The sequence below is a fragment of the Streptomyces sp. NPDC059477 genome (genome assembly GCF_042749375.1).
Classification (GTDB): domain Bacteria; phylum Actinomycetota; class Actinomycetes; order Streptomycetales; family Streptomycetaceae; genus Streptomyces.
In genome coordinates this window covers 1-24,828 of record NZ_JBHYUG010000050.1, presented here as the reverse complement: position 1 = coordinate 24,828, position 24,828 = coordinate 1, and the positions used below count along the sequence as shown (strand labels likewise).

The window sequence follows — 24,828 nt, the reverse complement described above, 5'->3', positions numbered from 1 at the left end:
CCCCGGGGGCGCGGGGGGGGACTTGAGATCGGGGGTGGGGCCAGCAATTTTTAATATTCCGCTGGGGACAGATGTACTGGGATTGGCCGCCCCGCCGCGCCCCTACCGGGGCGCGGGGAACTGCGCGACCAGCCCCCACCGGCCCGCACCCGCCCTCGGGGCTCGTGGCCAGGTGAGGCAGGAACGTGGCTGATCGCGCAGTTCCCCGCCCCTGAGGCGTTGCGGCCGGCCCGCGTGGATGCGCGACCGGCAGGGGACCGGCCCAGGTCACAAGCAAAGGGACCCGCAGGCATACGCACCCACGGGTCCCGAAATCACCGGCACAGCCAGCGCAGCGATCACGCCGCCTTGGGCGCGTTCACGTCCGCCGGCAGCGCCTTCTGCGCGACCTCGACGAGCGCGGCGAAGGCGTTGGCGTCGTTGACGGCCAGCTCGGCGAGGATCTTGCGGTCGACCTCGACGTTCGCGGCCTTCAGGCCCTGGATGAAGCGGTTGTACGTGATGCCGTTGGCGCGGGCAGCGGCGTTGATGCGCTGGATCCACAGCTGGCGGAAGTCACCCTTGCGCTTCTTGCGGTCGTTGTAGTTGTAGACCAGCGAGTGGGTGACCTGCTCCTTGGCCTTGCGGTACAGGCGCGAACGCTGACCGCGGTAGCCGGAGGCCTGCTCCAGGATCGCCCGGCGCTTCTTGTGGGCGTTGACTGCCCGCTTGACGCGTGCCACTTGTTAACTCCTTGTAGCGGGGCCGCGGTGGGACTCACGCGGCCCGGAAACGATTTGGGTCCCGGTCGAAGATCAGGCGCGAAAGCCGTCCGCGCCGGATGTCACTTGCCGAGAAGCTTCTTGATCTTCTTGGCGTCGCCCGGGGCCATCTCGGCGTTGCCGGTGAGGCGGCGCGTCACACGGGACGACTTGTGCTCAAGCAGGTGGCGCTTGCCGGCGCGCTCACGCAGCACCTTGCCGGAGCCGGTGATCTTGAAGCGCTTGCTGGCACCGCTGTGCGTCTTGTTCTTCGGCATAGCGCCGTTATCTCCTCGTTGTGGCGCTCCGGTGCCCGGTCATGAGAACCGGGCACGGCGGAACGTCGCTCTGTCTTGCGGTTATGTCCTGGGACTGGCGTCCCCGGAATCACGCGTCCGCGTGCTCCTCGGCGGGGGTCTCCGCGTCGGCGTCGGCCTCCACACCCTCCGGAGCGTCCGCGTCGGCGGGGTTCTGCGAGCGACCGGGGTTCGCCTTCGCGGACGCCTTGCGGGCTTCCTGCGCCTGGCGGGCCTCGGCCATCGCCTCGGTCTTCTTCTTGTGCGGACCGAGGACCATGATCATGTTGCGGCCGTCCTGCTTCGGATTCGACTCCACGAAGCCGAGGTCCTGGACGTCCTCCGCGAGCCGCTGGAGCAGCCGGTAGCCCAGCTCGGGCCGGGACTGCTCGCGTCCGCGGAACATGATCGTGATCTTGACCTTGTCGCCCTGCTTGAGGAACCGGACGACGTGACCCTTTTTGGTGTCGTAGTCGTGCGGGTCGATCTTCGGCCGGAGCTTCATCTCCTTGATGACCGTGTGCGCCTGGTTCTTGCGCGCCTCACGGGCCTTCATGGCCGACTCGTACTTGAACTTGCCGTAGTCCATGAGCTTGCACACGGGCGGACGGGCGTTCGCCGCCACCTCGACGAGGTCGAGGTCGTACTCCTGGGCAAGCTCCAGTGCCTTGGCCAGCGGGACGATACCCACCTGCTCGCCACTGGGACCGACAAGTCGCACCTCAGGAACGCGAATCCGGTCGTTGATGCGGGGCTCGGCGCTGATTTGTCCTCCTCGGTAGCACCACACGGCAGTCTGGCGGACTGCCGCGTTACGTCACTTTTCGGTAGACCTAACCGCGCCGAAGCACAAAAAATGCCCCGGGACGATCACAGGCGGGGCTCCTCGAACTACCGGAGCACCGCCGCGAGGATCGCGGGGCGCGTTTCGGACGGATCACCGCCGGATGGGCGGAACCGTCTGACCGGTGACCCGCCGCCCGTCAGGGCGATCAGGTGGGAGTTCGAAGCCTCCACTTGTGGGCCGGGCTCGCGAGCCGCGAGGCATACGTGTCCGGCCGGTCGTCACACAAGGTTAGCAGCTCCCCAGGGCCACGGCGAACCGGGCGGCGGGGACGGCCGCCCGACCTGCGCGGGACGGGTGCCCGGCCGGATCCCGGACCGGTGGAGGCGAGGTCATGGCGTCCCCCTCTAAGGTGAACGCCATGAGTGAAGAGACCCCCGACTTCAACGACATGACCCGGGACATCGCCGAGGTCCCCGCGGTCGAGGTGATTGTGACGGTCGCCGTCAATCTGATGAGTGCCGCCGCCGTGAAGCTCGGGCTCACGGAGGAGGGCGAGAAGCACAAGGACCTGGACGAGGCCCGCAAGCTGATCCACGCCCTCGCCGGTCTGATGGACGGCAGCGCGACGGAGATCAGCTCCTTCCACGCGGCCCCGCTGCGCGACGGACTGAAGTCGCTCCAGCTGGCGTTCCGCGAGGCGTCCGTGGTGCCGGACGCGCCGGGCCAGGGCCCGGGCGAGAAGTACACCGGCCCGCTCTACACCTGACCCGCGCTCCTTCCCTCCCTGTTCCCTTCCCCTCCCCCCGTTCTCCGTACTACAGCTCGTCGCGTACGTAGAGGGGCTCGCCCGGTGGTGGTGTCCCGGCCGGCAGCAGGGCCAGGTCGAGGCCGCGTACCAGGCGGGCCCGCAGCGTCTCGTCCCCCGCCAGCCGCCCGGCGACGGCCCGTGCCGTCCCGGCCGGGGCGGCGGTGGGGTCGAGGACGAGGGCCAGGGTGCCGTCGGCGGGTCCGGGGCCCAGATAGGCCCGTACGACGGCCGGCTCGGCGGCGACCGCGGCCCGCACCGCTTCGGCGACCGCCGGGTCGGCCAGCGGGTCGGCGCTGGTGCGTCCCTCCGCCAGCGCCCGCAGCGCTGCTCCGGTCAGCTCGAACGGCACCGGCCCGGCCAGGTCCAGCACCACCGTGTCCGCCTTCTCGTGCGCCGCCGCCCGGAGCGCCTGGTGCAGGGGTACGGCGACGGGGCGGGCGGCCGGGTCCCAGCGGGCCAGGGTGGCGGTGGAGGTGAACGCGGGCAGCGCGGTCCGACCACCGGCCTTCAGGGTGGGCACGGCCATGTCGCTGGTCTTCTCGCGGCGCAACCCCCGCGCGTCCTCCTCGACCTCGCCGAGCACGGCGACGACCGGGACCAGCAGCCGGCTGTCCTTGAGCGCGGACAGCACCGGCTCCACCGCGGTAGGGTCCGTGGCCCAGGCCGCCAGCGCGGCACTCAGCCGGGGGTCGGCCCGGCCGTCGTCGTCGGAGTAGCCGGGGTCGGGAATGTTCTTGTTCGCCACGGTCCCGACCCTATCGAGGCGGTGGCGCCGGACTTGGGCGGGGCGGTTTACCCGGCTGTCACGCCTTCACTCCGCGTCCGGGAATCTCTGACGGAAATTTAATGTCCGTCTAACAAGCCGCACAGCCGGCACCCGGAGCATCGCGGGCATGAAGTCCCGACGAGACCGACGTGCCGTGCTCGGCGCAGCCCTCGCCTCGGCCGTCGTGGCGGCCGGTACGGCGGCGGGGATGGCGTACGCGCTGGCCGCGCCCGACTCCGCGGTACGGCCCGTATCCTCGGCGGCGACGTCGTCGGCCCCGGCGGCGGCCGAGGGGACGGTGCAGCCCGTGGTGACCCAGCCGACGATCGACTACGACGCCCTGCTGGCCGACGCGATGGCCGGGGTGCCCCTCGGGGACCGGGCGCGGGTGTCGGTGGCGGTGCTGGACGTGGCGTCCGGGGACAGCGCGGTGTACGGCGACGGCAGCGCGTTCGACACCGCGAGCATCGTCAAGGTGGACATCCTGGCGGCGCTGCTGCTCCAGGCGCAGGACGCGGGGCGGCAGCTGACGGCGTCGGAGAAGTCGTACGCCACGGCGATGATCGAGCAGAGCGACAACGCGTCGGCGTCGGCGTTGTGGACGGCGATCGGGGAGGCGGCCGGGCTCGACGCGGCGAACGCGCGGTTCGGGCTGACCGGGACGCGAGGTGGTGACGCGGGGTCGTGGGGCCTGACGCAGACGACGGCCGCCGATCAGCTCGCGCTGCTCCAGCAGGTGTTCGGGGACGGTTCGCTGCTGAGCGCGGATTCGCAGGCGTATGTGCGGGGGCTGATGGGGCAGATAGCGGCCGGGCAGCAGTGGGGGGTGTCGGCGGCGGCCGACGCGGATGCCTGGGCGCTGAAGAACGGATGGCTGCCGCGGACGGCCACCGGGTTGTGGGACATCAACAGTGTGGGGCGGGTGTCGGCGGGCGGACGGGAGTTCCTCGTCGCGGTGCTGTCGGACGGGAATGTGTCGCAGGCCGAGGGGATCTCGGTGGCGGAGGGGGCGGCACGGGCGGCGGTTTCGGTGTTCGACGGGACCGCTGGATAGAAGTTCGTACGGCGGTGCAGGGATATGGGATCGCGGATACGGTTCCGCGGCCCCTGGGGGTGTTGCCCACCCCCCTCGTCCTGCCATCACCGTCAGAAGCGCTCGTACTCGCGTCTTCCCCGCCAGATGACGACCGCGCCGGCCAGGAGCGCGCCGCCCGTGCCGACCGCCAGGGGGATGGCCCAGCCGCCGGTGGCGGAGTCGTCGTCGGGGCGGTCGGGGCCGGGGCCGAAGTAGTCGGCGCCGTAGGCCGCCGCCGTGAGGTTCTCCGGGGTGAGGTCGGCCGCCCGGGCGATGGCGGCGGCCGGGTCGATGAAGCCGAAGCCCCGGGAGTCGTCGCGGCCGTCGACGGGGGCGTCGCGGGCGGTGTCCTCCAGGAGGGTCTTGATCTGGGCCGGGGTGAGGCCGGGGTGGGCGGACTTGACGAGAGCGACCGCGCCCGAGACGAAGGCGGCGGCGGCGCTGGTGCCCCAGCCCTCGTAGTACTTGCGGTCGGGGTCGGCGATGACGACGTCGACGCCGGGGGCGCTGACGGTGGCGTACCAGCGGCGGGTGGAGAAGGAGGCGCGGGTGCCGTACTTGTCGACGGCGGTGGCGGCTATCACGCCGGGGTAGGCGGCCGGGTAGGAGATGTGGTCGCCCTTCTCGCCGCCGTTGCCGGCCGAGGCGACGACGACCGCGCCCTTCTTGAGGGCGTACTGGACGGCCTCGTCCTCGGCGGGTTCGGGGTGGGCGGAGGCGGAGTCGTCGCCGAGGGAGAGGTTGATGACGTCGGCGCCCTGGTCGGCGGCCCAGCGGATGCCTTCGGCGAGGGCGTTGCCGCGGGTCTCGCGGGCCTCGGCGCGGGAGGCGTCGCCGTCCTCCAGGATCACCCGGACCGGGAGGATCTTGGCGGCGGGCGCGATACCGAGGACGCCGTCCTCGCCCTCGTACCCATGGCCGTGTCCGGCGATGATGCCGGCCATGGCGGTGCCGTGCCGGGCCCAGGCGCGGTCGCCCTGCTCGGCGCCGAAGCCGACCATGTCCTTGCCGGTCAGGACGTTGCCGACGAGGTCGGGGTGGTCGGCGTCGACGCCGGTGTCCAGGACGGCGACGGTGATGCCCTCGCCCTGGGTGGTGCGCCACGCCTCCTCGGTGTGCATGGCCTCCAGGGCCCACTGCTGGGCGCGGATGCTGTCGGCGTGCGCGGTGCTGGGCGGTACGAGGATGACCGCGGCGGCGAGCAGGACGGCGAGCGGTCCGGCCCGGCCGGTCGTCCGCCCGCCGTGCGTACGGCGGCTCATGACGGCTGCTCCGAGGGTGAGGTGACGTTCTTTCGCAGGGCCCGTTCGACGCGGTCGGCGAGGCCCTTGGCCTCGTGGCCGAGGCCCGCCTGGGCGGGGTCGGTGGCCGCGTCGGCCTTGACGGCCTCGGCGGCGGGCTGCGGGGCGCCGGCCTCGCGGCCGTCGGCCCAGCCGCTCACGGAGTAGACGACGACGGGCGCGTCGGTGAGCACATGGATGGTCCAGGAGGCCCGCTGGGCGTCGCCGAAGCCGGCCGCGGGGGTGTCCTCGGCGGCGTACGGGCGGGGCATGAGGTCGGTACGGTCCTCCAGGCCCTCGTCCTCGAAACGCTGGGCCAGTGCGCGCATCGCGGTGGCGTCGGCGTCGGTGAAGAGCAGGCCGACGGTGGTCACGAAGCTCTGGGTGGCGTCGGTGTAGGTGGCGCGCAGCAGCCGTTCGCAGCCGACGGGGGCGAGCGCCTGGCGCAGCAGCGGGTCGAAGGCGTCGGAGCAGCCGCCGTCCGGTGCCACGGCGATCCGGGTCCAGGTGCGGTCGGCGCCGCCGGGGCCCGCGCCCTGGCCGTCGACGCCGGGCGGGAAGAGCCGGTCGACGGGGACGCTGTGCCACATGTCACCGGCGGTGGCGTACGCGTCCCGCTCCCGTGCCTCCGAATCCCCGGCGAGCCAACTGCCGGTGAGCGCGCCGCCGATCAGTCCGAGCCCGAGCACCAGGCAGGAGGCGGCGGCGACGGTACGGCTGCGCAGCCGCCGCCCGAGCGGCCGGGGACGCGCGTCCCCGTCGTACCCCTCGGGCCGCCCGAAACTGACCACCGGCCGCCCGCCGGGCAGCGCGCTCCAGGCGAGGGCGGGGTCCGGGGCGTCCCCCGGCCCGGGAAACCGGTGCGGGCGTACGCCGTGCTCGGCGTCCGGCGCGAGGGGGCGCAGCCGTCCGGTCAGCCCGCCGGGCGTCTCGGCGTGGAGGTGCGGTCGGTGCGGTGCCCGGTCCGGAAAGCGCGCGGAGGCGACGGGCGGGGGTGGCGCGAAGGGGCTTGCGGGGGGCGGGGGGAGGTTCCGGGGCTCTGGCCCGACGCCGGGCTCGGGGGCGGCGGAGGGCGGAGTGGCCTCGCGGTGGGGTGGGGTGGGGTGGTGCTGTTGGGCTGGTCCGAGGCCGGTCGGGCGGTCGGGGGAGGTCGGGGTCCCGTCACGGTGGGGCTGGGCGGGGAGGAACTGTTGGTCTGGCCCGAGGCCGGTCGGGCGGACCGGGGAGGTCGGGGACCCGTCGCGGTGGGGAGGGGCCTGACGGCCCGGTCGGTCTGGCCCGAGGCCCGTCCGGCGGGCGGACGAGGTTGCGGTCCCGTCGCCGTCGGGCTGGGCGGGACGGCCCTGTTCGCCTGGCCCGAGGCCCGTCCGGCGGGCGGGGAAGGCTGGGGTCCCGTCGCGGTCGGGAGGGGCCTGGCGGCCCGGTTGGTCGGGCCCGGCGCCGGTCCGATGGGTGAGGGAGCCTGGAGGGCCGTCGCCGTCGGGTGGGGTGAGGGGAGCGCCGGTCGGCCTCGGGGGCGCAGGTGCGGGGCCATGGTCCTCCGGGGGGATGCCCTCCCGGTGGCCGGACCGGGCGCCGGGCTCGGGGGCGGGCGGGACCGGCACGCGGTCGAGGCCGGTCGAGCCGTCTACCGGGGGTCGGGTCCAGGCGTTGCCGGTGGGTGCGGGGACGCCCCCGCGTGCGCCCAGCGGCGTGGCGTCACCGTCGCTCGGGGTGGTGCCGTCCCGGTGAGCCGAGCCGACGCCGGTTTCGCGGGCGGGCGGGCCCGGCGCGCGGTCACGGCCGGTCGAGCCGTCTACCGGGGGTCGGGTCCAGGCGTTGCCGCGCGGAGGGGTGGCTTCGGGGGGCGTGGGAGGGGGCGTCGGGCGGCCCGGGGAGGCGAGTGGCTCGCTCGGGGGGGACTCGGCCGGGGGCGGGGTGTTCGAGTGCGTCGGGGGCGGGTCGGGGACCGGGGGGCGTCGTGCTTCCGTGCTCATGCGCCCCCCGATTCCTCATGTTCTGGGCCCTCGGACGCTCGTACCCGCGTCGTACGCGCGTGCCCGTGCGTCCTCCCCGGGCACGCATACCCGCACGACCGGACCGCCATCCCCGTACACCTACGCGAGCGGAGGCGTTCCCGGTGCGTGCGCGTCACTCTACGGGCTGACCGCGCTCGAACGGGAACCAGTCCGCGCCCCCGGGGCATCTGCCCGGAACGTCCCCCTACCCTGCGGTAATCGGGTCTGGCAGGCTTCGTCCCATGACCGCACGAGCCGCCGACCGGGCCCGCTACGACCGGGCCACCGCTCATCTCGACGCCCCGTTCGCGATCGTGGACCTGGAGGCCTTCGACGCCAACGCGGACGACCTGCTGCGCCGGGCGGGCGGCAAACCGGTCCGGGTCGCCAGCAAGTCCGTCCGCTGCCGGGCCCTGCTCGAACGGGCGCTGGCCAAGGACGGGTTCGCGGGCATCATGTCGTTCACGCTCGCCGAGTCGCTGTGGCTCGCCCGCTCCGGCTTCGATGACGTACTGCTGGCGTATCCGTCGGCGGACCGGGCCCGGTTCGCCGAACTCGCGGGCGATCCCAAGCTCGCCGCCGCCGTCACGGTGATGGTCGACGACCCGGCGCAGCTCGATCTGATCGACGCCTCGCGCGCGGGCGGACGCGAAGTCGTGCGGGTCTGCCTGGAGTTGGACACCTCGCTGCGGCTGCTCGGGGGACGCGTGCGGATCGGCGCCCGGCGCTCCCCGCTGCACTCCCCCGCCCAAGTCGCCGACCTGGCCCGGGCGGTGACCCGGCGACCGGGCTTCGCGGTCGTCGGAATCATGGGCTACGAGGGTCATGTGGCCGGCGTGGGCGACCTGGTCGCCGGGCGGCCGGTGCGCTCCCGGGCGGTGCGGCTGATGCAGGCCGCCGCGCGCCGGGAACTGGCCGAGCGGCGGGCCGCGGTGGTGCGGGCGGTGCGGGCGGTGGTGCCGGACCTGGAGTTCGTCAACGGCGGGGGCACCGGCAGTGTGCAGTACACGGCGGCCGAGGACGCGGTGACCGAGATCGCGGCCGGGTCGGGGCTGTACGTGCCGCGGCTGTTCGACAACTACACGTCCTTCAGCGGGCGCCCCGCCGCCCTGTTCGCGCTGCCGGTCGTACGCCGGCCCGGCGTCGGGGTGGTGACGGTGCTCGGCGGCGGCTATCCGGCGTCGGGGCCGGTCGGCCGCGACCGGCTTCCGGTGCCGTATCTCCCCCAGGGGCTGCGCTACGACGCCCAGGAGGGGCCCGGCGAGGTGCAGACGCCGCTGCTGGGCGCACCGGCCGACGATCTGCTGATCGGCGACAAGGTGTGGTTCCGGCACGCCAAGGCCGGGGAGGTGTGCGAGCGGTTCGAGACGCTGCACCTGGTGGAGGGGGGCGCGGTGACGGCGACCGTACCGACGTACCGGGGCGAGGGCCGGACGTTCCTCTGACGGCTGCTGTTCGCCCTAGGACTGCGCCCCGCCGGTCGGGCGGATGCCCTCGGTGATCCGGTCCATGTCGGTGAGCGGCGGGGCGTCCTGGCCCGCGTCGAAGATGTACCGGACGACGACCGGGGCCTCGGTGCCGGTGCTGGACGGGAACGCGAGGGACTGCACGTAGCCGCCCGGCCCGAGGGCCGTCTCGACCCGCCAGCGCACGTAGTACCCGGCGCGGCCCGCCACCGTGGCCGGCCCGGCGGCGATCTCCCGGTGCGACTCGATGCCGCCGAAGGGGCGCCGGCCGATCGCGTCGCGGTCGTACGCCTCGTCGGCGGCGTGGTCGATGTCGGCCCGGGCGAGGGCCTCCGGCGAGGTCTCCTCGTTCTCGGTGACCGTGCGGGACGTGACCGTGCCGTGGCGGCACACCGAGCCCTCGCCGGGGCAGTCGTAGCTGCCGTCGGTGTGCAGCACGGAGTGCTCCGGCAGCCCGCTCCCGGCGGGCCGCCAGCCGTCCAGGACCGGGAAGGTGAGCCCGTTGAGGTGGTCCACGACCACGCCGGGCGACGGGGCCGGGCCGCTCCCGGTGGCCGTGGGGGCGGGGACGGGCTGCACCTGGGTGTCGCCGCCGGTGTCGGCGTCGCGCAGGACGAGGGCGCCGGTGACGATGACGGTGACCAGGACCGCGCCCGCGACGGTCATGGCGATGGCCTTGGCCCGCGCGGACTCGCCACCGATGGGCGGGGGCCCGGCCGGGGAACCGAACGCCGGGTGCTCGTGCGTCGGGTGCGGTGCGGGCTCCGGCTGCCGCCAGTGGTCGGTCCAGGCCGTGCCGTCCCACCATCGTTCGAGGTGCGGGGCCGACGGATCGTGGTACCAGCCGGGCGGCGGTGAGGTGCTCACCCCGGCACTGTAGGACGACCGCGGGCCCCGCGGCGCGGGCGGGCTACAGGGGTGTGACGTACGCTCCCGAGATCCCGCCGTCCACCAGGAAGTCGGTGGCGTTGACGAACGAGGAGTCGTCGCTGGCCAGGAAGGCGACGGCGGCGGCGATCTCGTCGGCCTCGGCGAACCGGCCGACGGGGATGTGCACCAGGCGGCGCGCGGCCCGCTCGGGGTCCTTGGCGAACAGCTCCCGCAGCAGCGGGGTGTTGACCGGGCCGGGGCACAGCGCGTTGACGCGGATGCCCTCGCGGGCGAACTGCACGCCCAGTTCGCGGGACATGGCGAGAACGCCGCCCTTGGACGCGGTGTAGGAGATCTGGCTGGTGGCGGCGCCCATCCGGGCCACGAACGACGCGGTGTTGATGATGGAGCCCTTGCCCTGGCGCCGCATGTAGGGGAGGGCGGCCTTGCAGCACAGGTAGACGGAGGTGAGGTTGACCTCCTGGACCCGCTTCCACGCCTCCAGGCCGGTGTCCAGGATGGAGTCGTCGTCGGGCGGGGAGATCCCGGCGTTGTTGAAGGCGATGTCGACGCTGCCGTAGGTGTCGTACGCCGCCTTGAACAGGGCCTCGACCTGCTCGGGGTCGGTGACGTCGGCCTTGACGAAGAGGCCGCCCACCGCGTCGGCGGCGGCCCTGCCGCTCGTCTCGTCGATGTCGGCGCAGACGACGTGCGCGCCCTCGGCGGCGAGGCGGCGGGCGGTGGCGAGGCCGATGCCGCTGCCGGCTCCGGTGATGACGGCCGTACGGCCCACGAGGCGGCGGCAGATGCTGTCTTCGGTCACTGTGCGGGGTCCTCCGTGGTCATGAGGCGGTGCTGATCGATCGTCACGGTGCTGATCAGCCGTTGCTGATGAAGACGTTCTTGGTCTCGGTGAAGGCGGTGAGCGCGTCCGGGCCCAGCTCGCGGCCGATGCCGGACTGTTTGAAGCCGCCGAACGGGGTCCAGTAGCGGACGCTGGAGTGCGAGTTGACGGACAGGTTGCCCGCGCGCACGGCCTGCGAGACGCGCAGCGCGCGGCCGACGTCCCGGGTCCAGATGGAGCCGGACAGGCCGTAGTCCGTGGCGTTGGCGAGGCGGACGGCGTCGGCCTCGTCCTCGAAGGGCAGGACGACGGCGACCGGGCCGAAGACCTCCTCGGTGGCGACGCGCGCGGCCGGGTCGACGCCGGTCAGGACGGTCGGCGGGAACCAGAAGCCGGGGCCCTCGGGGGCCTTGCCGCGGATGCCGGCCGGCTCGGGGGTGACGTAGGAACGGACCCGGTCCAGCTGGGCCCGGGAGATCAGCGGGCCCATGTCGGTGCCGGGTTCGGCCGGGTCGCCGACCGTGACGCCCTCGACGGCCGGGGCGAGCAGGGCGAGGAAGCGGTCGTGGACCGTGCGCTGGACGAGGATGCGGGTGCGGGCGCAGCAGTCCTGGCCGGAGTTGTCGAGGAACGACATGGGCGCGGCGGCTGCGGCGGCTTCCAGGTCGGCGTCCGCGAAGACGATGTTGGGGCTCTTGCCGCCGAGTTCCAGGGTGACCCGCTTGAGGTGGGCCGAGCCCTTCGCAAGGACATGGCGGCCGACGGCCGTGGAGCCGGTGAAGACGATCTTGGCGACGCCGGGGTGTTCGACGAGCGCGTTGCCCGCGACGGGCCCGTGGCCGGGCAGCACCTGGAAGAGGCCCTCGGGCAGGCCGGCGGCGAGGGCGAGTTCGGCGAGGCGCAGGGCGGTGAGCGGAGTGGTCTCGGCGGGCTTGAGGATCACCGCGTTGCCGGCCGCGAGGGCGGGGGCGGTGCCCCAGGCGGCGATCGGCATCGGGAAGTTCCAGGGGGCGATCACGCCGACGACGCCGAGGGGTTCGAGGAAGGTGACGTCCAGGCCGCCCGGGACCGGGATCTGGCGGCCGGTCAGCCGTTCGACTCCCCCTGCCGCGTAGTCGAGCAGATCACGGACGTTGCCCGCCTCCCAGCGGGCGTTGCCGAGGACGTGCCCGGCCTCGCGGACCTCCAGCCGGGCGAGTTCTTCGAGGTGGTCGTCGACGGCGGCGGCGAACCGGCGCAGCAGCCGGGCGCGGTCCCCCGGGGCGAGGGCGGCCCAGCGGGACTGGGCGCGGGCGGCACGGCCGACGGCCCGGTCGACATCGGCGGCGGAGGCCGCGGGGACGGTCGCGATGACGTCCTCGGTGGCGGGGTTCAGCACCTGGAGGGGGAGTTCGTCGGGCAAGGGGGCCTCACATGCGTTCGAAGGAGCGGCGCAGCTCCCAGTCGGTGACTGCGGCGTCGAAGGCGTCCAGTTCGACGCGGGCCATGTTGCGGTAGTGGTCGACGACCTCGTCCCCGAAGGCGGCGCGGGCGAGCGCGCTGTGCTCCCAGAGGTCGGCGGCCTCGCGCAGGGTGGTGGGGACGTGCGGGTAGTCGGCGGTGTAGGCGTTGCCGGCGCAGGCGTCGGTGAGTTCGAGCCGGTGCTCGATGCCGTACAGACCGGCGGCGACCATGCCCGCGACGGCGAGATGCGGGTTGACGTCACCGCCGGGGACCCGGTTCTCGAAGCGGGTGGAGGGGCCGTGTCCGACGACCCGCAGCGCACAGGTGCGGTTGTCGTGCCCCCAGGCGATCGCGGTCGGCGCGAAGGAGCCGGGCTGGAACCTTTTGTACGAGTTGATGTTCGGCGCGTACAGGAGCGCGAACTCGCGCAGGGCGGCCAGTTGTCCGGCGAGGAAGTGCCGCATGACCTCGGACATGCCGCCGGGGTCGGTGGGGCCGCCGGTCATCGCGTTGGTGCCGGTGGGGTCGGTGAGCGAGAGATGGATGTGGCAGGAGTTGCCCTCGCGCTCGTTGTACTTGGCCATGAAGGTCAGGGAGACGCCCTGCTGGGAGGCGATCTCCTTGGCGCCGGTCTTGTAGATGGCGTGCTGGTCGCAGGTGACGAGGGCGTCGTCGTAGCGGAAGACGATCTCGTGCTGGCCGGGATTGCACTCGCCCTTGGCGGATTCGACGATGAGGCCGGCGGCGGTCATGTCGTTGCGGATGCGGCGCAGCAGGGGTTCGATGCGGCCGGTGCCGAGGACGGAGTAGTCGATGTTGTACTGGTTGGCCGGGGTCAGGTCGCGGTAGTGGGCGTCCCACGCCTGCTCGTAGGTGTCCTTGAAGACGATGAACTCCAGCTCGGTGCCGACCTGGGCGGTCAGGCCGAGCGCGGCGAGCCGGTCGAGCTGGCGGCGCAGGATCTGCCGGGGCGCGGCGACGACGGGGGTGCCGTCGGCCCAGGCGAGGTCGGCGATCACCAGGGCGGTGCCCTCGTTCCAGGGGACCCGGCGCAGGGTCCCGAGGTCCGGGTACATGGCGAAGTCGCCGTAGCCGCGGTCCCAGGACGACATGGCGTAGCCGTCGACCGTGTTCATGTCGGCGTCGACGGCGAGGAGGTAGTTGCAGCCCTCGGTGCCGTGCTGGAGAACCTCGTCGAGGAAGAAGCGCGCCGCGAACCGCTTGCCCTGGAGGCGCCCTTGCATATCGGGGAAGGCCAGGACCACGGTGTCGACGTCACCCGTCGCGACGAGGGCGTGCAGTTCCTCGATGCTCAGCGGGGGTGTGCGGTCTGCCACGGGAGAGCCTCCTTGGGGTTCTTGAGGAGTCTTCGGTCGGCCGGAGCCATAAGGTATTGCGGGAGACCATTGCTTGGGAAGGGGGCACGGCCACATGCCGGTGAATCGTGCGAACGCACCCGTCGACCGGTTGACGCCGGTGCTGCGGCCGGTGCGGGCGGGCAACGGCTTCGAGGAGGCGCTGGAGCAGATTCTCCAGGTCGTCCGGCTCGGGCTGGTCCCGGCCGGGGGCCGGCTGCCCGCCGAGCGGGAGCTGGCGGAGCGGCTCGGGATCAGCCGGGTGACCCTGCGGGAGGTTCTGAAGGTGCTCCAGGACCAGGGTCTGATCGAGTCGCGGCGCGGGCGGTACGGCGGCACGTTCGTGCTGGCGCGCATGGAGTCCGGGGGCGAGGACGAGTTGCGGCGGCGGATCGCCGAGGCCGACATCGAGGACGTGCTGCGCTTCCGGGAGGTGCTGGAGACGGGCGCGGCGGGGCTGTGCGCGGCGCACGGGCTGAGCGAGGCGGGCGCGGCCCGGCTGCGGGCGGCGCTCACCCGCACGCGGGACGCTCCGCTGGGCGAGTACCGCCGGCTGGACACCCTGTTCCATCTGGCGCTGGCCGAGCTGTCCGGGTCGCCGTCGCTGACCGCGCAGTACGCGGCGGTCCGGGCCGCGGTGAACGACCTGCTGGACTGTATCCCGCTGCTGGTGCGCAACCTGGAGCACTCCCAGCGGCAGCACGCGGCGGTGGTGGAGGCCGTGCTCGACGGGGACGCGGACGCCGCCCGGGAGATCATGCGGGAGCACTGCGCGGGGACGGCTGCGCTGCTGCGGGGGTTTCTGGCCTGAGGTGGGGGGGTCCTCCGGAGCGGGGGCGGTGGTTGTGTCCTTGCCTTCGAGGGTCCCTTCGGGCAAAGGTGTGAGGGTGATCCATTGGGGGTGTGTGGAGCGGTGGGAGGACCGATGACCGGCAGGCCGTTGATCGGCGTCAGTACGTATCTGGAGTCCGGCGTGCGCTGGGGCGTCTGGGAGTGGCCGGCGGCGCTGCTGCACGCCGGGTACCCGCGGCTGATCCAGCGCGCGGGCGGGCTCGCGGCGATGCTGCCGCCGGACGCGCCCGAGCACGCGGCGGCGGCCGTGGCCCGGCTGGACGGGCTGGTGATCGCGGGCGGGCCGGATGTCGACCCGGCGCGGTACGGGGCACAGCGGGACCCGCGGACCGGGCCGCCGGCGCCGGAGCGGGACGCGTGGGAGCTGGCGCTGATCGACGCCGCGCTGGCCTCCGGCGTGCCGCTGCTGGGGATCTGCCGGGGGATGCAGCTGCTGAACGTCGCCGTCGGGGGGACGCTCGTCCAGCATCTCGACGGGCACGCCGAGCGGCCTGGGGTGTTCGGGTCGCATGTCGTGGAGCCGGTGGCGGGGACGCTGTACGCGTCGGTGGTTCCGGAGGTGGTGGAGGTGCCGACGCATCATCATCAGGCCGTGGGGCGGGTGGGGGCGGGGCTGGTGGTGTCGGCGTATGCGGAGGATGGGGTGGTGGAGGCGGTGGAGTCGCCCGGGGAGGGGTGGGTGCTGGGGGTGCAGTGGCATCCGGAGATGGGGGAGGACGTGCGGGTCATGCGGGCGCTTGTGGCGGCTGCCGGCTCGGGGGGCGCCTTCTAGCTCGGGGGGGCCTGCTGGATGGCGGGTGCGGGTTGTCGGTGGTTGCTCGCGCAGTTCCCCGCGCCCCTTTGCGGCGTTGGTGTGCGAGCCACTGTCAAGGTTCCCGGCAAAGGTGCTCAGGGCGTTGGCGTGCGGGTTCTTGTCAATGTCAGGAGGTCTCGGGCCGGGCCTGTGGGGCGGTGGCCTGTTCGCCAGACCGCTCTCAGGTCTCTGCGGAGGCGGACTCCGGCCACCGGGACGCTCGTCAGGCGTCTGGTGGTCAGTTCCTCCAGTACCGCCAGTTCGCTCAGGACCGCCGGGCCCGCGCCGCCCACCGCGGAGGACTTCACGGCCGTCGTGGAGGAGAGTTCCAGCAGCGGGCGGGCCAGACCGCCCAGGGCCGCGTCCAGGACCTGGCGGGTGCCCGAGCCCTGTTCGCGCAGGACCAGCGGGGTGGCGGCGAGTTCCGCCGGGGACAGGGGGGTGCGGCGGCGGGCCCACGGGTGGGTGGGGGCCGTGACGACCACCAGGTGGTCGTGGGCCACCACCACGGAGTCCAGGCCGGACGGCACGGACAGCCCCTCCACGAAGCCCAGGTCGGCCTCGTCGGCGAGCAGCCGTTCGGCGACCGTCGCCGAGTTGCCCGCGAGCAGCGACACGGCCGTGTCGGGGCGCTGGGCGCGCAGCGCCAGCAGCCAGCCCGGCAGCAGATACTCGGCGATGGTCATGCTGGCGGCCACCCGCAGCCGGGAGTCACGGCGGTCCCGCAGCGCCTGCGCCCCCGCGTCGAACGCCTCCGCCGCCTCCACCACCCGGCGCGCCCAGTCGGTCACCAGCGCGCCCGCGTCGGTGAGCCGGGAGCCGCGCGGCGACCGGTCGAGCAGGGCCACACCGAGCTGGCGTTCCATCGAGCGCAGCCGGCTGCTGGCGGCGGGCTGGCTCACCCCCGTCTCGCGGGCCGCCGCGCCGAGGCTGCCGAGCCGGGCCACCGCCAGCAGCAGTTCCAGCGCCCCGAGATCCGGCACCCGATGGGCCAGCGCGCCCGGCACCGGACGATGGTCCGCGTCCCGGCCCTCCGTACCCTCCACACTCTCCATGCTGCTCATAACTCCAGCTTATGTCCCCATAGAGGCGTAGTCCCTGGTGGCGGGGGCCCGGCGGCGCGACCGTGGGGACATGGTCACCGCAGTCCGTCCCCTGCCCGTCCCCGTCACCCCGGGCCGGGTCCGCGCGCGGGCCGTCCGTCATCTCGGGCCCAACTGGTACGCCGCCGTCATGGGCACCGCCATCGTCGCCACCGCCGGCGCCGCGCTGCCCGTCCACGTCCCCGGCCTGCGCACCCTGTGCGCCGCCGTATGGGCGCTGTCGCTGCTGCTGCTCCTGACGCTGCTCGGCGCGCGGGCCCTGCACTGGCGGCACCACGCCGACCAGGCCCGCGCGCATCTCCTCGACCCCGCCATGGCCCCCTTCTACGGCTGTCTGGCGATGGCCCTGCTGGCGGTCGGCGGCGGGGCGGTGACCGTCGGCGCCGACTGGATCGGCACCACGGCAGCGGTCACCCTGGACGCCGTGCTGTTCACGGCCGGTACGGCGATCGGGCTGGTGGCGGCGGTCACCGTCCCGTATCTGATGGCCGTACGGCATCGGGTCGAGCCGGGGCAGGCCAGTGGGGTGTGGCTGCTGCCGCTGGTCGCGCCGATGGTGTCGGCGGCGCTCGGGCCGCTGCTGGTGCCGCATCTGCCGCCCGGCCAGCCGCGCGCGACGCTGTTGCTGGCGTGTGTGGCGCTGTTCGGGCTGAGCCTGCTGGCGACGCTGCTGACGCTGCCACTGATCTTCGCCCGGCTGCTCACCGGCGGTCCGCCGCCGCCCGCCCTGGTTCCGGCGCTGTTCCTGGTGCTGGGCCCGCTGGGGCAGTCCACGACCGCCGCCGGGCAGTTCGCGGACGTCGCCCCGGGGGTCGTACCGGAGCCGTACGCGGCCGGGTTCGGGGTGTTCGCGGTGCTGTACGGGGTGCCGGTCATGGGGTTCGCGCTGCTCTGGTTCGTCCTGGCGGCGGCCTTCGTGGTGCGGGCGCGCCGGCGGGGGCTGCGCTTCGCGATGACGTGGTGGGCGTTCACGTTCCCGGTGGGCACCTGTGTCACGGGGGCCGCGGCACTGGCCCGGCACACCGGGCTCCTCGCCTTCGACGTGCTCGCCGTGCTGCTGTACGCGGTGCTGGTCACCGCCTGGCTCACCGCCGCCGCGCACACCGTACGGGGCGTGCTCAGCGGAGCGCTGCTCGCAGCGCCTGCCCCAGCAGCCGCGGGGCCTCGCTGAGGGAGGGGCCGTACCAGGTCAGCCGGCGTCCGTCGACCAGGGCGCAGGGCATGCCGGGGAAGGCTTCGGGGCCGTCGTCGGCGGTGAAGCGGTACGGCTCGTCCGGGAGGACCACGAGGTCGGGCTTGGCGGCCAGCAGCTCGGGCAGCGGGATCTTCGGGTAGCGCTCGGCGTGGGCGGCGTGCAGGTGGTCCACGCCGAGGCGGGCCAGGATGTCCCCGGCGAAGGTGTCGCGGCCCAGGACCATCCAGGGGCGCCGCCAGATCGGCACGACGGCGGTTCTGCGGTGGCCGGGCGCGGGCAGCGCCGCCCAGGCGGCCTCGGCCTCGTCCAGCCAGCGCGGCCGGGCGGGGGCGCCGCAGGCGGCAAGGACGCGGGCGAGTTCGGTGAACGCCTGCGGTACCGTGCGCACCTCGGCGACCAGGACCTCGATCCCGGCGGCGCGCAGGGCGGCCAGGTCGGGCTCGCGGTTCTCCTCCTCGTTGGCGATCACCAGATCGGGGGCGAGGGCGACGATCCGCGCCACGTCGGGGTTCTTGGTGCCCCGTACGCGGGTCACGGCCAGGTCGGGCGGGTGGGAGCACCAGTCGGTGGCGCCGGCCAGGACACCGGGCAGGGAGACGGCGACGGCCTCCGTCAGCGAGGGCACCAGAGAGACGACACGCAGCGGCATACCCGCATCATCCCCGACGGCTGCGGGGCCCTCAGGGCCGGTCCTCGACGGCCTCGATGTGCTCGGACACGGCGACGACCAGGACGCGGGTATCCGGCTCGGTGGCCCGCCAGCGGTGCCGGACACCGCCGGTGAGATACAGCGAGTCGGCGCGGCCCAGGCGGTGGACCCGGCCCTCGGCCTCGATCTCGACGGCGCCGTCGGCCACGTACAGCAACTGGTCGTTGCGGTGCTGGAATTCGCGGCCCGCCTCGTGGTCGCCGGTGAACTCGGACGCCTGCATCTGGTGATGACCGCGTACCAGGGAACGCACCCGGGGCCCGGTCACCGGTTCGGCCTGCTCCGCGCGCACCACGTCCACGCTGCACGCGGGGTCGGCGGCGGCGAGCAGTTCGACGGCGGTGGTGCGCAGGGCGTCCGCGACCTTCTCCAGGGAGCTGCGGCTGGGCCGCGCCCGGTCGTTCTCGACCTGGCTGAGGAAGGGCACCGACAGGCCGCTGCGCTCGGCCACGACGGCGAGGGTCAGGTCCAGGGCCCGGCGGCGGCGCCGCACGGCCGCGCCCACCCGCAGGGGCTGTTCTTTGTGGTCGCCCATCGCTCCGGCTCCCTCCTTCGCGCGTCGGTCCGGGTGCTTCGGTCCATCCTGCGACGAGTTCTCTTCTGTGACGAGTCCGCTTCCGGCGGTGACGGGTCCCCTTCTCGCGGTGACGAGTCCTCTGCCGGTGACGAGTCCTCTTCTGATGAGTTCTCTGCACCCTACGCATGTTCGGCAAACCGTTTCGGGTGGCCGTCATATCGCCGACACATTGTCCGAGGTCCGGCCCCTCGATTCACGCCATTTCGCGGGATCGCGTGCGGCGTGGAGGGGCCGGTCCGGCGCGTGCGGCAGGGCTTCGCGCCGGATTCCTGGACATTCGTGCGCCGGTTGACGCCTGGTGGTGGCACTCCGTGATTGGCCGGATTCTTGCCGTGACTTTTCGGCAGGGCATCGGCACGGCATCGGCAGGGCTACCGGGCGGGGCCGACCGGCGGGACGGTCACGTGGGGGTCATCCCGCCTTGTCCGGTGTTCCCGGAGCGCCGGTGTCCGGTACGGGCGCGTAGGTGTCGACAAGGCCCGGGTTCTGCTCCAGCCAGGTGCGCACGGCCTGCTGCTGGTCGCCCTTGCCCGCCTTGTTGATCTCGGCCTCCAGGCCGGTGAGCTGCTCCTCCGTCATGGTGAAGTCACGCAGCCACTGCGCGACGGCCGGGTGCTCGGCGGTGAAGCCCTGGCGGGAGAGCAGGTGCACCCCGTCGCCGGAACCCCAGGCGCCCTTGGGGTCCTTGAGCTTCTTCAGGTCGTAGTCGTTGTACGCCCAGTGCGGCGACCAGAGGGTGACGACGATCGGTTCCTGCTTGGCGTACGCCCGCTTCAGCTCGGCGAGCATCGCCGGGGTGGAGCTGTCGACGACCCGGTACTCGCCCTCCAGGCCGTACTCCTTGAGGATCTTGCTCTTCAGCAGTGCCATCTCACCGGCGCTGGCCTCGATGCCGGTGATCTTCCCGCCGAACTGGTCGGCCCGGCCCTTGAGGTCCTCCAGGGAGTCGATGTCCTCCATGTAGCTGGGGACGGTCAGTTCCAGGGAGGTCTCGTCGTACCAGGAGCCCAGGTCTTCGAGCCGGTCGCCGTACTTCTCCCAGTACTGCTCATGGGTGGTGGGCAGCCAGGAATTGGTCTCGAAGTCGATGTCCCCGGCCGCCAGGGACGTATACATCGGCCCGGCGTCCAGTTGCTTGGCCTCGACCTCGTAGCCGCGCCGCTCCAGGATCTCCTTCCACAGGAAGGTGGAGGCGACGCCTTCGTCCCAGGGGATGTAGCCGATGGAGAGCTTCTCGCCCTGGCCGACGTTCCGCGCGTCGGCGGCGTCGGCCGTGCCGGGGGCGCTCTTGCCGCCGCCGAAGATACCGAGGCCGCCCGCCACCAGGGCGAGGACCAGGACTCCGGCCATGGCGGCGGCCGGGCGGGGGCGGTAGTGCCAGACCTTGACGGCGGGCGCGGTGTGCGCGGCACGGGCGCGGGCGGCGGCGCGGCGGGCCATCGGGGAGACCTGGGTGCCGAGCGCGCCGGTCATCCGGTCGAGGTAGATCGCGAGGATGACGATGGCGACGCCCGCCTCGGAGCCGAGGCCGACGTTGAGCTGGCCCAGGGCCTCGTTGACATCGGCGCCGAGGCCGTCGGCGCCGACCATGCCGGCGATGGCGGCCATGGACAGGCCCAGCATGATCACCTGGTTGACGCCGGCCATGACGGTCGGCAGGGCGAGCGGCAGCTGGACCCGGAGCAGGATGTCGCGGCGGCTGGTGCCGAACGCCTCGGCGGCCTCGACCAGGTCCTTGTCGACCTGGCGGATGCCGAGTTCGGTCATCCGGACGCCGGGGGCGAGCGCGAAGATCAGGGTGGCGACGATGCCGGCCGGGGCGCCGCTGCCGAAGAAGAGGATCGCCGGGATGAGGTAGATCATCGCGGGCAGCGTCTGCATGAAGTCGAGGACCGGGCGGACCAGCCCGCCGACCCGTTCGGAGCGGGCGGCCCAGATGCCGACCGGCACCGAGATCAGCAGGGCGATCAGGGTGGCGACGAGGACCAGCGAGAGGGTCATCATCGCGTTCTCCCACAGCCCCAGGGAGTCGATGAACGCGAAGCCGGCGAAGGAGAGCACCCCGGCGAGGGTGCCGCGCAGCCAGAAGGCGATCACGGCGAAGATGGCGGCGAGGAGCAGGGGCTGGGGGGCCTGGAGGACGGCGTCGATGCCGTCGTAGACGCCCAGGAAGACGGATTTCAGGAAGTCGAACAGCCAGGCAACGTTGTCCAGCAGCCAGTCCACGGTGCTGTTGACCCAGTCGCCGAAGGGGACTCTAGGCACGGGCGATCACCTTCTCGCCGCCCTGGTCCTCGCGGCCGGGTCGGTCTCCTTTGCCGCGTGGGTCGCTTGGGTCGTGTGGGTCGCCTGGGCTGCTTGGACCGCCCGGGCTGCTTGGGCCGCCCTGGCCGCTTGGGCCGCGTGGGGTTCCGCAGGGCTCGACCGGCCCCCGCTCGTCCCCGACGAGGGCCACCAGCCGCTGCCGGGGGACCACGCCGACCAGCTCGCGGTCCTTGAGCACGGCCACGGGGTGCGGCAGCCGGGCGCTGAGCGCGCACAGCTCGTTGAACGGGGTGCCGGGGGCGGCGGTGGGACAGCGGCAGTCGGCCTCGTCGCCGCGCAGCTCGGTGTCCATGACGGCCTCGGCGGTCAGCACGCGCGAGCGGTCGACGTCCTGGATGAAGGAGGCGACGTAGTCATTGGCCGGGCGCAGCAGGATGTCCTCGGCGGTGCCGTTCTGCACGATCTCGCCGTCCCGCATGACGGCGATGCGGTCACCGAGGCGCATGGCCTCGTTGAGGTCGTGGGTGATGAAGACGATGGTCTTCTTCAGGGTGCGCTGAAGGGTCAGCAACTGGTCCTGCATGTCCCGGCGGATCAGCGGGTCCAGGGCGCTGAAGGACTCGTCCATCAGCAGCAGATCGGCGTTGGTGGCGAGCGCGCGGGCGAGGCCGACGCGCTGCTGCATACCGCCGGACAGCTCGTCCGGCCAGGACTTCTCCCAGCCTTCGAGGCCGGTGAGGGCGAGGGCCTCGGCGGCGCGCCGCTCCCGCTCCGCCCGGGCCACGCCCTGCACGGCGAGTCCGTAGCCGGCGTTCTCCAGCACACTGCGGTGCGGGAAGAGCGCGAAATGCTGGAAGACCATGCTGATCTTCCGGGCCCGTACGGCACGCAGCGCGCGCGGGGTGAGCCCGGTGAGGTCCTGCCCGTCGAAGCGGACGGCGCCCGCGGTCGGCTCCAGCAGCCCGTTGAGCATGCGCAGCAGGGTGGACTTGCCGGATCCCGACAGCCCCATGACCACGAAGATCTGACCGGGTTCCACGGTGAAGGAGGCGTCGATCACGGCGGCCGTGGTGCCGTCGGCGCGCAACTCCTCCCGGTCGGCTCCGTCGCGGAGCCGTTGTACGGAAACAGCCGGTCGTCTCCCGAACACCTTGTACAGGTGCTCGGCCTCAAGCCTGGATGACACGCGAACCTCTTGTCTCGGGGGCAAGGACAATGGAGCGACGCCGGGCCTCGCGGCGGTTGAAGCTGCAACCGGCATCACTCCGAGGCGGCGCCTGCCCCTGGTCTCTCCGGCCAAACGAAATGTGGTCCGGCTCACAGGGGGCGGGTCTTGATTTGAGGTGGGAGTTGACCTTCAGGGCGGCTTCCCGCGCCGGATCTGATCTTCCGGGCGACCTCCCGCGCCGGACCGGGGTGGCCCCGCGTCCCGCCCGCGCCCCCGCGCCCGCTGTCAGTGCCGTGCGGCATGATGCGAACGTGACCGGACAGCTGATGCTCCTCGACACCGCCTCGCTCTACTTCCGCGCCTATTTCGGCGTCCCGGAGTCCGTGAAGGCCCCGGACGGCACACCGGTGAACGCGGTGCGCGGGCTGCTGGAATTCATCGAACGCCTGGTCCGGGACCACCGCCCCACCCACCTGGTGGCCTGCATGGACGCCGACTGGCGCCCCCGGTGGCGGGTCGAGCTGATCCCCACGTACAAGGCGCACCGGGTGGCCGAGGAGCGCGAGAGCGGACCGGACGCGGAAGAGGTGCCGGACACCCTGTCCCCACAGGTGCCGGTGATCGAGGCGGTCCTCGACGCGCTCGGCATCGCCCGGGTGGGCGTCGCGGACTACGAGGCGGACGACGTGATCGGCACGTTCACCGCGCGGGCCACCGGCCCGGTCGACATCGTCACCGGCGACCGGGATCTGTACCAGCTGGTGGACGACGCGCGCGGGGTGCGGGTGCTGTACCCGATCAAGGGTGTCGGGATGCTCCAGCTCACCGACGAGGCGGTGCTCCGCGAGAAGTACGGGGTGGACGGCGCCGGGTATGTGGATCTGGCGCTGCTGCGCGGCGACCCCAGCGACGGTCTGCCGGGCGTGCCCGGCATCGGGGAGAAGACGGCGGCGAAGCTGCTCGCCGAGTTCGGGGACCTGGCCGGCATCATGGCCGCCGTCGAGGACCCCCGGGCCAGGCTCACCCCCTCGCAGCGCAAGCGGCTGACGGAGGCGCGGCCGTATGTCGAGGTCGCGCCGAAGGTGGTCCGGGTCGCCGATGACGTACCGCTGCCGCCGGTGGACACCGCGCTGCCGCGGGCGCCGCGCGACGGGGCGGCGCTGGACGAGCTGGCGGCCCGGTGGAATCTGGGCGGCTCCCTGCATCGGCTGCTGCTGACCCTGGACGCGGTCGGGTAACACCCGCCGCTGGCCGGAGGCCCTTTCACCAAGAATCCGCCGCCGCAAACGCACGATAGGAAAATGCCCTGCTCCGCACGGGTGCGAGAGCCGACCGCTATCCCAAAACATGGTCATGTCGCCGCACAAGGGCGGGTGCAGACGGGAATGGAGTGCTAACTTAGGTAAACCTAAGCATGGAACAGCAGGGAGGCTGTCATGGCAGCACGTCCGGCCCGCAGGCCGCCGAAGTCGCATTCCGCGCAGGTCGTCCGCACCGAGCGGCTGACGCCTCACATGCAGCGCGTGGTGCTCGGCGGCGACGGCCTCGCCGATTTCGCGGCGGACAGCTGCACGGACCACTACGTGAAACTGCTGTTCCCGGCCGAGGGCGTGGTCTACCCCGAGCCGTTCGACATCCAGCGCATCCGCGACGAGTTCCCGCGCGAACAGTGGCCGGTCACCCGGACCTACACCGTGCGCGCCTGGGACCCCCGGCTGCGCCACCTCACCCTGGACTTCGTGATCCACGGCGACGAGGGCCTGGCCGGCCCCTGGGCGCTGCGGGTGCAGCCCGGTGAGACCGTGCGCTTCCTCGGCCCCGGCGGCGCCTACGCCCCCGACCAGAGCGCCGACTGGCATCTGCTGGTGGGCGACGAGAGCGCGCTTCCGGCCATCGCCGCGGCGCTGGAGGCGCTGCCGCGCGGCACGCGGGTGCGGGCCTTCGTGGAGGTCTCCGGCCCCGAGGAGGAGCAGAAGGTCGACTCCGACGCGGAGATCGTCTGGCTGCACCGCGGTGCCCGCCCGGTCGGCGAGGCGCTGGTGGCGGCCGTACGGGCGCTGCGCTTCCCGGAGGGCCGGATGCACGCCTTCGTGCACGGCGAGGCGAGCTGGGTCAAGGATCTGCGCCGGATGCTGCGCATCGAGCACCAGGTGCCCCGCGAGGACATCTCCATCTCCGGCTACTGGCGGCTCGGCCACGACGAGGACGGCTGGCAGGCGGCCAAGCGGGACTGGAACGCCCGGATCGAGGCGGAGCAGGAGCCGAGCGGGGGCGAGCAGACGGCGGCCTGACGCGGCCCGCCCGACCGCACCCGAGACACCTGGGCCACCTGGGCCACCTGGGCCACCTGGGCCACCTGGGCCACCTGGGCCACCTGGGCCGACCGTACGCCCCACCCCCCTCCCGTACGCCGAAGCCGACCCCCTCCCCCGGCAGTCC

The 24,828-nt window shown here is 73.1% G+C and carries 22 protein-coding genes and 1 pseudogene; 8 read left to right on the top strand and 15 right to left on the bottom strand.

Annotated elements, in window-relative coordinates; translation table 11 throughout:
* Window positions 1–338: 338 nt before the first annotated feature.
* From rplT to infC, 3 genes are all read right to left on the bottom strand, one after another.
* Window positions 339–722, bottom strand: a complete 384-nt coding sequence (rplT, locus tag ACFXAZ_RS23995; protein ID WP_030744620.1) for a 50S ribosomal protein L20 — start codon at window positions 720–722, stop codon at window positions 339–341.
* A gap of 101 nt (window positions 723–823) precedes the next feature.
* A complete protein-coding gene (gene rpmI / locus ACFXAZ_RS23990; protein ID WP_030418114.1) occupies window positions 824–1,018 on the bottom strand; it encodes a 50S ribosomal protein L35 in 195 nt (64 codons plus the stop codon).
* A gap of 109 nt (window positions 1,019–1,127) precedes the next feature.
* Window positions 1,128–1,826 (bottom strand): translation initiation factor IF-3, encoded by a 699-nt coding sequence (gene infC, locus ACFXAZ_RS23985; RefSeq protein ID WP_384594807.1) that lies wholly within the window; start codon window positions 1,824–1,826, stop codon window positions 1,128–1,130.
* A gap of 415 nt (window positions 1,827–2,241) precedes the next feature.
* Between infC and ACFXAZ_RS23980 the strand changes: the two genes are divergently transcribed.
* Window positions 2,242–2,589, top strand: a complete 348-nt coding sequence (locus ACFXAZ_RS23980; RefSeq protein WP_382687785.1) for a DUF1844 domain-containing protein — start codon at window positions 2,242–2,244, stop codon at window positions 2,587–2,589.
* Between the two features lie 49 nt (window positions 2,590–2,638).
* Here the strand turns inward: ACFXAZ_RS23980 and ACFXAZ_RS23975 are convergent, their stop codons facing one another.
* A complete protein-coding gene (locus tag ACFXAZ_RS23975; RefSeq protein ID WP_384594804.1) occupies window positions 2,639–3,376 on the bottom strand; it encodes an SseB family protein in 738 nt (245 codons plus the stop codon).
* 148 nt (window positions 3,377–3,524) lie between these two features.
* Between ACFXAZ_RS23975 and ACFXAZ_RS23970 the strand changes: the two genes are divergently transcribed.
* Window positions 3,525–4,451, top strand: a complete 927-nt coding sequence (locus ACFXAZ_RS23970) for a serine hydrolase (RefSeq protein ID WP_384594801.1) — start codon at window positions 3,525–3,527, stop codon at window positions 4,449–4,451.
* A 92-nt stretch (window positions 4,452–4,543) separates the two neighbouring features.
* Here the strand turns inward: ACFXAZ_RS23970 and mycP are convergent, their stop codons facing one another.
* The gene (gene mycP, locus ACFXAZ_RS23965) at window positions 4,544–5,734 is read right to left on the bottom strand and encodes a type VII secretion-associated serine protease mycosin (RefSeq protein WP_384594798.1); all 1,191 of its coding nucleotides are present in this window, start codon (window positions 5,732–5,734) and stop codon (window positions 4,544–4,546) included.
* Window positions 5,731–6,543, bottom strand: coding sequence for a hypothetical protein (locus ACFXAZ_RS23960; protein WP_384594795.1), 813 nt, complete (start codon window positions 6,541–6,543; stop codon window positions 5,731–5,733). Before ACFXAZ_RS23960 ends, mycP begins: the two co-directional genes overlap by 4 nt.
* A 1,448-nt stretch (window positions 6,544–7,991) precedes the next feature.
* On the opposite strand from ACFXAZ_RS23960, the gene ACFXAZ_RS23955 reads away from it, so the two are divergent.
* Window positions 7,992–9,194 carry an amino acid deaminase/aldolase gene (locus tag ACFXAZ_RS23955; protein WP_384594792.1) on the top strand — a complete coding sequence of 401 codons (1,203 nt, stop codon included), beginning with the start codon at window positions 7,992–7,994 and terminating at the stop codon, window positions 9,192–9,194.
* Window positions 9,195–9,209: 15 nt separating this feature from the next.
* Here ACFXAZ_RS23955 and ACFXAZ_RS23950 read toward each other — a convergent pair whose 3' ends face one another.
* From ACFXAZ_RS23950 to ACFXAZ_RS23935, 4 genes are read right to left on the bottom strand one after another with little or no spacing between them, the layout of a single operon-like run.
* Window positions 9,210–10,082 (bottom strand): DUF2510 domain-containing protein, encoded by an 873-nt coding sequence (locus ACFXAZ_RS23950; protein WP_384594789.1) that lies wholly within the window; start codon window positions 10,080–10,082, stop codon window positions 9,210–9,212.
* A 43-nt stretch (window positions 10,083–10,125) separates the two neighbouring features.
* Window positions 10,126–10,908, bottom strand: coding sequence for a 3-oxoacyl-ACP reductase (locus ACFXAZ_RS23945; RefSeq protein WP_384594786.1), 783 nt, complete (start codon window positions 10,906–10,908; stop codon window positions 10,126–10,128).
* A 55-nt stretch (window positions 10,909–10,963) separates the two neighbouring features.
* Entirely contained in the window at window positions 10,964–12,331 is a 1,368-nt protein-coding gene (locus ACFXAZ_RS23940; protein ID WP_384594783.1) for an aldehyde dehydrogenase family protein, read from the bottom strand.
* Between the two features lie 7 nt (window positions 12,332–12,338).
* Window positions 12,339–13,709, bottom strand: coding sequence for a glutamine synthetase family protein (locus ACFXAZ_RS23935; protein WP_384594780.1), 1,371 nt, complete (start codon window positions 13,707–13,709; stop codon window positions 12,339–12,341).
* A 94-nt stretch (window positions 13,710–13,803) separates the two neighbouring features.
* On the opposite strand from ACFXAZ_RS23935, the gene ACFXAZ_RS23930 reads away from it, so the two are divergent.
* Window positions 13,804–14,538 (top strand): FadR/GntR family transcriptional regulator, encoded by a 735-nt coding sequence (locus ACFXAZ_RS23930; RefSeq protein WP_384594777.1) that lies wholly within the window; start codon window positions 13,804–13,806, stop codon window positions 14,536–14,538.
* Between the two features lie 114 nt (window positions 14,539–14,652).
* The gene (locus ACFXAZ_RS23925) at window positions 14,653–15,351 is read left to right on the top strand and encodes a gamma-glutamyl-gamma-aminobutyrate hydrolase family protein (protein ID WP_384594774.1); all 699 of its coding nucleotides are present in this window, start codon (window positions 14,653–14,655) and stop codon (window positions 15,349–15,351) included.
* A 116-nt stretch (window positions 15,352–15,467) separates the two neighbouring features.
* On the opposite strand, the gene ACFXAZ_RS23920 is transcribed toward ACFXAZ_RS23925, so the two are convergent.
* Window positions 15,468–16,427 carry a LysR family transcriptional regulator gene (locus ACFXAZ_RS23920; RefSeq protein ID WP_384594907.1) on the bottom strand — a complete coding sequence of 320 codons (960 nt, stop codon included), beginning with the start codon at window positions 16,425–16,427 and terminating at the stop codon, window positions 15,468–15,470.
* 79 nt (window positions 16,428–16,506) lie between these two features.
* On the opposite strand from ACFXAZ_RS23920, the gene ACFXAZ_RS23915 reads away from it, so the two are divergent.
* Window positions 16,507–17,646: a TDT family transporter gene (locus ACFXAZ_RS23915; RefSeq protein WP_384594771.1), complete on the top strand. Its 1,140-nt coding sequence runs from the start codon at window positions 16,507–16,509 to the stop codon at window positions 17,644–17,646.
* Here ACFXAZ_RS23915 and ACFXAZ_RS23910 read toward each other — a convergent pair.
* The 4 genes and pseudogenes from ACFXAZ_RS23910 to ACFXAZ_RS23895 all read right to left on the bottom strand — a co-directional run bounded on the left by ACFXAZ_RS23910 (window position 17,594) and on the right by ACFXAZ_RS23895 (window position 22,407).
* Complete coding sequence (locus ACFXAZ_RS23910) at window positions 17,594–18,313, bottom strand: helical backbone metal receptor (RefSeq protein ID WP_384594904.1); 720 nt, start codon at window positions 18,311–18,313, stop codon at window positions 17,594–17,596. The two genes, ACFXAZ_RS23915 and ACFXAZ_RS23910, sit on opposite strands and share 53 nt — an antisense overlap.
* A gap of 37 nt (window positions 18,314–18,350) precedes the next feature.
* The gene (locus tag ACFXAZ_RS23905; RefSeq protein WP_384594768.1) at window positions 18,351–18,914 is read right to left on the bottom strand and encodes a helix-turn-helix domain-containing protein; all 564 of its coding nucleotides are present in this window, start codon (window positions 18,912–18,914) and stop codon (window positions 18,351–18,353) included.
* A 459-nt stretch (window positions 18,915–19,373) separates the two neighbouring features.
* Window positions 19,374–21,221: pseudogene (locus ACFXAZ_RS23900) on the bottom strand (ABC transporter permease/substrate binding protein); the annotation flags it as partial.
* Window positions 21,214–22,407, bottom strand: coding sequence for a glycine betaine/L-proline ABC transporter ATP-binding protein (locus tag ACFXAZ_RS23895; RefSeq protein WP_384594765.1), 1,194 nt, complete (start codon window positions 22,405–22,407; stop codon window positions 21,214–21,216). The gene ACFXAZ_RS23895 and the pseudogene ACFXAZ_RS23900, both read right to left, overlap by 8 nt.
* 308 nt (window positions 22,408–22,715) lie before the next feature.
* Between ACFXAZ_RS23895 and ACFXAZ_RS23890 the strand changes: the two genes are divergently transcribed.
* Together ACFXAZ_RS23890 and ACFXAZ_RS23885 are read left to right on the top strand one after the other, a co-directional pair.
* Window positions 22,716–23,627 carry a 5'-3' exonuclease H3TH domain-containing protein gene (locus ACFXAZ_RS23890; protein WP_384594901.1) on the top strand — a complete coding sequence of 304 codons (912 nt, stop codon included), beginning with the start codon at window positions 22,716–22,718 and terminating at the stop codon, window positions 23,625–23,627.
* Between the two features lie 198 nt (window positions 23,628–23,825).
* The gene (locus tag ACFXAZ_RS23885) at window positions 23,826–24,680 is read left to right on the top strand and encodes a siderophore-interacting protein (protein WP_384594762.1); all 855 of its coding nucleotides are present in this window, start codon (window positions 23,826–23,828) and stop codon (window positions 24,678–24,680) included.
* Window positions 24,681–24,828: the final 148 nt, after the last annotated feature.